Origin of the sequence: Mesorhizobium sp. M2A.F.Ca.ET.042.01.1.1, assembly GCF_003997405.1 — a bacterium.
GTDB lineage: Bacteria > Pseudomonadota > Alphaproteobacteria > Rhizobiales > Rhizobiaceae > Mesorhizobium.
The window spans coordinates 1-8,696 of the sequence record NZ_RZRX01000257.1 but is presented as its reverse complement, the minus strand read 5'-3'; the positions used below and the strand labels follow the sequence as shown (position 1 = coordinate 8,696).

Below are 8,696 nucleotides of genomic sequence, written 5' to 3'. Positions count from 1 at the left end.
CCCACAGGGTCCACAGGCCGAACAACAAAAACAACCCAGCAGTTCGTGATGAACAAAAGCGTCCACGATGTCCCCGAACACCCGTTCACCTTGTCTCCAGCACAAACACAAAGGCGGGGGAGAGGTGTCCGCGAAGCGGACGGAGAGGGGGCCTTCGTAGGGCGCTCCCCCTCTCCGTCTCGGCTTCGCCGAGCCACCTCTCCCCCGCCTTTGGCGGGGGCGAGGAACAGCACCTCACACCCTGAACACGCTCATCACCGCCTTCGAAACCCTCGCGCAGCGCCCCGGCTTCACGTCGCCCGGCTTGAGCGGCACGCCTTTTCCCGGCGCCACCGCCGGCTGATACCAGCTCCGCAGCGCCTGGTCGGCGGCGCAATAGCCCCAGTTCACCAAATCGACCGTCTCTTCGCTGCCCAGGAAATGCAGCGAGGTGCCGATATCCGCCGGCGCGGTCGCGGCGGTCTGCACGAAATTCGGCTCGGTCGCATCCGGCTTGCTGGCGATCGACCAGAAGACGCCGCGCGTCGCCGCATAGTCGGGCCGGCTCGCGTCTTTGGGCAGTCCGCGATCGTCGGCGTCCTTGGCGGCCTGGAAGCGCGCCACCAGGTCCCGTCGCCGCAGTGAGCGCACCTGGTTGTCGGTGGTGTCGAGCACGCGTTTGAGCTGGGAGAACCAGTTCCAGTAGCCCGCCTTCGAAGCCTGCCAGGGCGCGCCGGCATCGCTCACCAGCAGCCAGCGGCAGCGCTTGAGCGCCGGCTCGATGCCGTGATTGTCGTAGACGCCGCCATCGGTGAGCACGGCTCGGGAAGGCGGCACCGGCGCGCCGACCGAAGGATCGAGCTTGTCGTTCTTCCAGGCGAAGGGCGTGAGGTCGAGCCTCAGCGGCGACAGGAAAGGCGGGAAGGCCGACGAGGCGGCAACCGCGGTCGCGACCGGCAGGTCGGCCTGATACGCGACGCCAATGCGATAGTCAGCCACGTAGCGCCGCGACAGGCGAAACAGCGAGCCGGTGCCGAGATTGCTCGAGCAGAACACGAACCAGGGCTTCTCCGGCAGGCTCTTCAACATCGGCCTGGAGCCAGCGAACAAGCGCCGCTCATAGCAGGCGGCGACTTCTCGCGCCGCGCTCGAAAACGGGTTGAGCAAGCCCTTGAAGATCGACGGCGCGTCGACGAAGACCTGCGAGAACTCCAATATCCTGTGCAGATAGATATCGAAATTGCTGGCGACGCCGCCCGCGAAGACGAAGCGTGGCCAGAGCACCGCCAAGAGCCCGGCCGCAATCGAGCCGCCCGAAACCGAGCTCACCATGTCGAGCTTCTGGAGCAGTCCCGCCTCGTTGAGACGGCAGAGCGCGCCGGCGTGGAACAGCATGGCCCGGTAGCCGCCGCCCGACAGGCATAGGCCGAGGTCGTAGCGCTCGGCCTTGCCGTCGTCCACGTCCGGTGCTGACCCGGCCGCAATCGGTTCCATTGCGCCCCCCCGGACTACGGCGTCCTCGATCTTGGCTTTGGCCATTCCAGCCCAGCGCCGGCCCTCTTGCAAGTGGGGGAACGCGTAACTTCACGGATTGGAATCGGCCACGACCGCCGGGAAGATTATCCAAAACGTTTGGCCGGCACGCCGCGCACGCCGGGCTTGAGCGCGAACAGGCCGCCTTCGGAGGGATTGGCGGCAAGATGCTCCGCGCTCATCGTGAAGCGTGCGGAGGTCACGAACAGCGTGTCGAGCCCGGCGCCGCCGAAGGCACAGCTCGTCGGCCAGCCGCAGGGCAGCTCCGCGATCCGGTCCGGCCTGCCGTCCGGCGCGATGCGCAGCACGCAGCTCCCGCCCACCACCCGGCAGTTCCAGATGTGGCCCTCGGCGTCCAGGCATGAGCCGTCGGGCCGGCCGCGCGGGAAATCGGCGAGGAAGACAAGCCGCTCGCCGAGCCGCGCGGCTTCCTTGTCCCACGCGTAGCTGTAGAGCGCATTCTTCGTCGTGTCGGCGGTGACGAAGCGGCCGCCCGGCAACCAGACCATGGTGTTGGTGATGCCGAACCGGTCCTTGCCGAGCGCCGTCACCGTGCCGTCCGCATCGACGCGATAGAGCCGCCCGTCGTCGCCGGTGATGGCCCGCGGCGCGTCGTCCGGCCCGATATTGTTGGCCATCGTGCCGACCCAGAACGAGCCGTCGGGCGCCACGACGCCTTCATTGAGCCGCGTGTCCGGCCTGTCCGGCTCGACCGTCGCGATCGTCCGGAACGGCCCGCCGAAATCCCAAAGCGCGATCTCCTTGCGCAGGCCGACGATGGCGCCGCCATCCTTTCTCAGCCCGATCGAGGTGACGAGATCCGGTGTCGGCCAGCTTTCGTGGACGCCGCTCAGCGGATTGAGCCGGTGAATCCGGCGGCCGATGATGTCGACCCATACCAGCATGGCTCGGGCTTCGTCCCAGACCAGGCTCTCGCCGACCACGTCGCGCGCGTCGAAAACCAGGGCGGCTCCGATATCGGGCATTGAGCTCCTCCGTCTCGTTTGGAAATCAGCTTGACATATATCTTTCGCCTGAACTATGAGCAATACGGTAACAACCTGTCATACAGGTTTTAAGGAAGCAATATGCAGGGATCGATGGAGCCGACAGAATCAATGAGCGAGCCGAGCCCCGGCCTGGTGAGCGCGGCGATTCAGGCGATCACCCAGCACATCCGCTCCGAGGGCCTTGCGCCCGGCGATCCGCTCCCCAGCGAAGCCGCCATGACGCGCCAGCTCAACGTCTCCCGCACCGTCGTGCGCGAGGCCTTCCGCTCGCTGTCGGCGATGCGCCTGATTGACATGAGCGCCGGGCGCCGCGCCACCGTCGCCAAGCTCGACACCGGCGCCATGTCGATGGTGATCGAGCACGGCATCACCACCCAGCAGATCAGCGTGCAGCAGGTCTATGACGTCAGGCGCACCATCGAGATGCGCACCGTTGCGCTTGCCGCGCTCCGCCGCACCGACCAGGAGGCGGCGGCCATTAGCCGATCGGCCCGGCTGATGCGCGAGAATTTCAGGAACCCAGAGGCCGTCATGGAGCATGACATCGCCTTCCACGAGGCGATCGCGGCGGCCTCGCACAATCCGGTCTTTTCGCTGATCGTCACCGCCTTCAGCGGCGTCACCCGCCGCACCTGGGTGATCGGCTGGCGTACCCGTTCTTCCGACGAGGCACAGCTCAAGATGATCACGGGCCATGAGGATATCGCCGACGCCATCCTCAAGGGCGACCCACGGCTGGCGGCCGAGCACATGGGCGAGCATTTCGACAAGAGCGTCAAGGCGCTCATCGATGCGGGGATCGCCTGATGAAGATCCGCGCCGTGGAGACCATCCGCATCGCGGAGCGGCCGAACCTGCTCTGGGTCGAGGTCCATACCGACGAGGGCATCACCGGGCTCGGCGAGACCTTCTTCCTGTCGCGCACCGTCGAGGAATATCTGCACGAATATGTCGCGCCCAGGGTGATCGGTCGCGATCCTCTCGAGATAGACCTGCTCTCCGCCGACCTCGTCGGCTATCTCGGCTTCCGCTCCAGCGGCGCCGAGGTGCGGGGCAACTCGGCTTTCGACATCGCGCTGTGGGACATTTTCGGCAAGGCGACCGGCCAGCCGGTCGCGCAATTGCTGGGCGGCTTCAGCCGCCGTTCGATCCGCACCTACAACACCTGCGCCGGCACCGAATACATCAAGGACGCCAAGGGCCAGACGACGGCCAATTACGGCATCGGCGCCGGGCGGGATTATGACGACCTCAACGCCTTCCTCACTCGCGCCGGCGAACTGGCCGAGGAACTGCTCGAGGACGGCATCACCGCCATGAAGATCTGGCCGTTCGACCACGCGGCCGAAAAGACGCGCGGCAACGACATCTCCGCGGCCGACTTGAAGGCGGCGCTCGAACCGTTTGAAAAGATTCGCAAAGCCGTCGGCGACAAGATGGACATCATGGTCGAGTTCCACTCCATGTGGCAGCTCCTGCCGGCCATGAGGATCGCGCGCGCTCTGAAGCCATACGCGACTTACTGGCACGAGGACCCGATCCGCATGGACAGCCTCGGCGACCTGAAGCGCTACGCGGCCGCCAGCCCGGCACCGATCTCGGCCTCGGAGACGCTCGGCAGCCGCTGGGCTTTTCGCGACCTGCTGGAAACGGGAGCGGCCGGCGTCGTCATGCTCGACATTTCCTGGTGCGGCGGCCTGTCGGAAGCGCGCAAGATCGCCTCGATGGCCGAAGCATGGCGGTTGCCGGTGGCGCCGCATGACTGCACCGGTCCGGTCGTGCTCGCAGCTTCGACGCATCTGTCGCTCAACGCGCCCAACGCGCTCGTCCAGGAAAGCGTGCGCGCCTTCTACCGCACCTGGTACCGCGACCTGGTGACCGCGCTGCCGGAAGTGAAGGACGGCATGATCACCGTGCCGCCCGGGCCGGGCCTGGGACTGGCGCTCAATCCGGACCTCGGCCGCGCCTACACCGTCGACCGTCGCGTCAGCGACGCGACAAGCATCTGAAAGATCCAAAGGGAGGAACAGACATGAAGAAACTCACCGCAATGCTATTGCTCGGTGTCGCCCTGATTGGCGGCCAATCCGCGGCCCGCGCCGACGGGCTCAACATCGTCTTCACGCATCATTCATCGGCCTCGAACACGTTCTGGCAGGCGGTGAAGAAGGGCTTCGACGATGCCTGCGGCAAAGTCGAGGCGACCTGCAACATGGTCTTCACCCAGACCGAGGGCTCGGTCGAGCAGCAGGTCGCCAACATGCGCGCCGCACTTGCCGCCAAGCCTGACGCGCTCTTGACCTCCATCGTCGACGACCATGCCTTCGATGACGTGATCAAGGAGGCGCGCGACGCCGGCGTTTTGGTCATCGCCGTCAATGTCGACGACACCGAGGGCGCCAAGGGCAATGCGCGGCAGGCCTTTGTCGGCCAAGGCTTCAAGCCGGCCGGCTACTCGCTCGCCAAGGCGATTTCGGAGAGCTTCCCGAAGGACGGTCCGATCAAGGTGCTGGTCGGCATTTCCGCGCCCGGCCAGAACTGGTCCGAAAGCCGCGGCGCCGGCATCATGCAGTTCCTTGAGGAATACAAGGCCGCTCACAAGGATCGCGACGTGTCGTGGGAGCGCATCGACAGCGGCACCGATCTCGCCATCACCTCCGACCGCGTCGGCGCCTATCTGAACGCCCATCCCGACACCACGGCCTATTTCGACACCGGCTTCTGGTGCGCCGGCGTGGCGCGCGTCCTGGCCGATCGCGGAGTGGCGCCCGGCAAGGTGCTGCTCGGCGGCTTCGACCTCGTTCCGGAAGTGCTGCAGCAGATGCAGAAGGGCTATGTCCAGGCGCTGGTCGACCAGCAGCCCTACATGCAGGGCTTCATGCCGGTGATGGAGGCCTATCTCAACAAGAAGATCGGTCTTGCTCCTTCGGACATCGACACTGGGCAGGGCATCGTGCGGCCGAAGGAAGCCGACAGCATCATGGCGCTGTCCGCCCAAGGGCTGAGATAAGCCGTCCAAACCGCGAGACCTGCATCGGCGGCGTCTGCCGTCGCCGATGCGTCTTCATCCCGAACCCGGAGCCTTTCGTTGAAGCGCCTGTTCAAGACCTATCTCGAAAAACCGGAGTTGGCCGGGCTGATCCTTTTGGTGCTGCTCATCGTCCTGTTCCAGGTGCGCTCGCATGGCGTGTTCCTGAACGCCGACAATCTGCGCGGCATTCTCGGCATCCTGCCGGAGGCTGGCCTCGTCGCGATCGGCGTCACCATCCTGATGATCAGCGGCGAGTTCGATCTTTCAGTCGGGTCGGTCTTCGCGCTGATGCCGATGACCATGGCGGTGCTGATGGTGCATGGCTGGCCGTTCCCGCTGGCGTTGCTGGCCGGGCTGCTGGTCTGCGCGGCCATCGGCTTCATCAACGGCTACGTCACCATCCGCTTCGCGATACCCAGCTTCATCGCGACGCTCGGCATGCTGTTCATGGCGCGCTCGCTCACGGTCGTGGTCTCGGGCGGCTTCCCGCCGCTGTTGCCCATCGACCTGCCCAACTGGCTGTTCACCTCCTTTGTCGGCCCCGGCAATATGTTCCGCATGTCGTTCCTGTGGTTCGCGGCGGTCGCGCTGCTGACCTCGCTGATGCTGTCGCGCACCAATTTCGGCAACTGGATCAAGGCCACCGGCGGCTTCCTGCCGGCCGCCGCCTCGATGGGTATCCCGACCGCCAGGGTCAAGATCGTCTGCTTCATGCTGTGCTCGGTGCTGTCGGGCTTCGCCGGCATGCTGCAGGTGCTGCGGCTGGGCTCGCCATTGCCCTCGATCGGCGAGGGGCTGGAACTGCAGGCGGTCGCCGCCGCGGTCATCGGCGGCGCCTCGCTCACCGGCGGCATCGGCACGGTGATGGGCGGCATCATCGGCACGACGCTGATCCGCGTCATCGACAACGGCCTTGTGCTCAGCCATGTCGACGCCAACTGGTTCAAGTTCGCAATCGGCTTCCTCACCATCTTCGCCGTCGTCGCCAATGCCTGGATGCGCAAGCGCGCCAAGGCGATCAAGATGGAGGGCTGAAGCGGTGAACGACGCGATCATCTCGGTGCGCGACCTGCACAAATGGTATTCCGGCGTGCGTGCGCTGAAGGGCGTCTCGCTCGACTTCAAGCGCGGCGAGGCGCTCGGCCTTGTCGGCGACAACGGCGCCGGCAAGTCGACCTTGATCAACATCCTGTCCGGCGTCCACCGGGCGGACAAGGGCGAGATCAAGGTCGAGGGCAGGGAAGTCAGCATCGCCACCCCGCGCGACGCCATGGATCTCGGCATCGAGACCATCTACCAGTACAACTCGATGGTCCCCACCATGTCGATCGCCAGGAACCTGTTCATCGGCCGCGAGCCGACCCGGTTCTCGATCCTCGGCGTCGGCATCCTGGACCAGAAGAAGATGGCCGAGGAGAGCATCCGCGCCATCGCCAATGTCGACCTGCATCTGCGCTCGCCCGACGCGCTCGTCGGCGAGCTGTCCGGCGGCCAGCGCCAGGGCGTCGCCATCGCGCGCGCCATGCATTTCAAGTCGAAGGTGATGATCCTCGACGAGCCGACCAACCATCTCTCGGTCAAGGAGACCAACAAGGTGATCGGCTTCGTGCGCGGCCTGAAGGAGCAGGGGGTGACCGGCGTCTTCATCAGCCACAACATGCATCACGTCTTCGACTGCTGCGACCGCATCGTGGCGATGGCGCGCGGCGAGGTGGTGCTGGACAAGCGCGTCGCCGACACATCGATCGACGAAGTCCATTCTGTCTTGTGAGGAGGAGCCGATGAAGGCGCTCGCTGGTCGTAAGGTGCTGCTGACGGGTGGCCTGGGCTCGCTCGGCCGGGCCCAGGCTGTGACGCTGGCGCGGGCCGGCGCGCACGTTATGGTGCTTGACCGTCCCGATGCCGTGAACGCGGCGGAGATCGTCGCCGGGCTAGCCAGCCAGGCCGCGGGCGATATCGCCTTTGTCGGCTGCGATCTCAACCGGCTGGCCGAGGCGGAAGCGGCGGTTGCCGCGCTGGCGGCGAAGGAAGGCGGCATCGACATCCTGATCAACAACGCGGCGCTGATCATCAACCGGCCGTTCGAGGAATTCTCGCTCGCCGAGTATGAGGACCAGATCCGCGTCAACTCCTCGGCCGCCTTCGCGCTGGCAAGGGCCTGCGCCCCGGGCATGAAGGCCAAGGGCTACGGCAAGATCGTCAATTTCTGCTCGATCACGCTGAACGGCCGCTGGGACGGCTATGTGCCCTATGTCGCATCGAAAGGCGCCATGCTCGGCCTCACCAAATCGCTGGCGCGCGAGCTCGGGCCGCATGGCATCAGGGTCAACGCGGTGTCGCCGGGCGCCGTGGTTTCGGAAGCCGAGGAGCGCGTCTTCGGCGACCGGCTGAAGGAATACAATGACTGGATCCTCGCCAACCAGAGCCTGAAGAAGCGCATCGAGCCGGACAATGTCGCCGATCTCGTGCTGTTCCTCGTCTCGCCGGCTTCCGACATGATCAGCGGCCAGAACATCGCCATCGATGGCGGCTGGTGATGGCCGGCGCAGTCGAGCTGAAGGATGGGCAGGCGAGGCTGGTCCTGGCGCCCGATGAAGGCGCAGCGATCGCCCGCTACGACGCGCTCGTCGCCGGCGGCGCGCCGGTTCCGCTGCTGAAGCCGGGGGACGGCACCGGCACGTCCGGCTGCCAGCTTCTCGTGCCGTGGTCGAACCGCATCTCCGGCGGCGGCTTCGAGTTCGAAGGCCGCTTCCATGCGGTCGAGCCGAACGTCACGGGAGAGGCCTTTCCGATCCATGGCGACGGTTTCCAGAAGCCGTGGCGGCTTGTGCGCCAGACTGACACCGAGGCGGAGCTGCTGCTCGACGGGGGCGCTATCGGGCCTTACCGCTATGCGGCTACCGTCACCTACACCCTGCGTGACGGCGCGCTGAAGGCGAGCCTCGCTGTCGAGAACCGCGCCGGCATGCGCCTGCCTTACGGCCTCGGTTTCCATCCCTGGTTCCCACGCGGCGATACAACCCTCCTGGAGGCCAGGGCGAAATGTGTCTGGCTGGAGGACGAGCGCCATCTGCCTGTCGGCGTCGTGCCGGTGAGGGAGCATCCGGGCTGGGATTTCGATCGTCCTATCCCGCTGCCGCTGG

At 65.9% G+C, this 8,696-nt stretch carries 9 protein-coding genes; 7 read left to right on the top strand and 2 right to left on the bottom strand.

Going from position 1 to position 8,696, the window contains the following annotated elements; all coding sequences use genetic code 11:
- Positions 1 to 234: 234 nt before the first annotated feature.
- Positions 235 to 1,473, bottom strand: coding sequence for a patatin-like phospholipase family protein (locus EOA23_RS28170; RefSeq protein ID WP_127306559.1), 1,239 nt, complete (start codon positions 1,471 to 1,473; stop codon positions 235 to 237).
- A gap of 125 nt (positions 1,474 to 1,598) precedes the next feature.
- Entirely contained in the window at positions 1,599 to 2,498 is a 900-nt protein-coding gene (locus EOA23_RS28165; RefSeq protein ID WP_127306558.1) for an SMP-30/gluconolactonase/LRE family protein, read from the bottom strand.
- Positions 2,499 to 2,630: 132 nt separating this feature from the next.
- Here EOA23_RS28165 and EOA23_RS28160 point away from each other — a divergent pair, with 132 nt between their 5' ends.
- From EOA23_RS28160 to EOA23_RS28130, 7 genes are all read left to right on the top strand, one after another.
- Entirely contained in the window at positions 2,631 to 3,329 is a 699-nt protein-coding gene (locus EOA23_RS28160; protein ID WP_245474366.1) for a FadR/GntR family transcriptional regulator, read from the top strand.
- Positions 3,329 to 4,531 carry a mandelate racemase/muconate lactonizing enzyme family protein gene (locus EOA23_RS28155; RefSeq protein WP_127306557.1) on the top strand — a complete coding sequence of 401 codons (1,203 nt, stop codon included), beginning with the start codon at positions 3,329 to 3,331 and terminating at the stop codon, positions 4,529 to 4,531. The genes EOA23_RS28160 and EOA23_RS28155 overlap by 1 nt, the downstream gene beginning before the upstream one ends.
- A gap of 23 nt (positions 4,532 to 4,554) precedes the next feature.
- Entirely contained in the window at positions 4,555 to 5,532 is a 978-nt protein-coding gene (locus EOA23_RS28150; RefSeq protein WP_127306556.1) for a sugar ABC transporter substrate-binding protein, read from the top strand.
- Between the two features lie 78 nt (positions 5,533 to 5,610).
- The gene (locus EOA23_RS28145; protein ID WP_127306555.1) at positions 5,611 to 6,588 is read left to right on the top strand and encodes an ABC transporter permease; all 978 of its coding nucleotides are present in this window, start codon (positions 5,611 to 5,613) and stop codon (positions 6,586 to 6,588) included.
- A gap of 4 nt (positions 6,589 to 6,592) precedes the next feature.
- A complete protein-coding gene (locus EOA23_RS28140) occupies positions 6,593 to 7,324 on the top strand; it encodes an ATP-binding cassette domain-containing protein (protein ID WP_127306554.1) in 732 nt (243 codons plus the stop codon).
- A gap of 10 nt (positions 7,325 to 7,334) precedes the next feature.
- Entirely contained in the window at positions 7,335 to 8,090 is a 756-nt protein-coding gene (locus EOA23_RS28135) for an SDR family oxidoreductase (RefSeq protein ID WP_127306553.1), read from the top strand.
- On the top strand, positions 8,090 to 8,696 hold a 607-nt coding region (locus tag EOA23_RS28130), incomplete at its 3' end, for an aldose 1-epimerase (protein ID WP_127306552.1). The genes EOA23_RS28135 and EOA23_RS28130, both read left to right, overlap by 1 nt.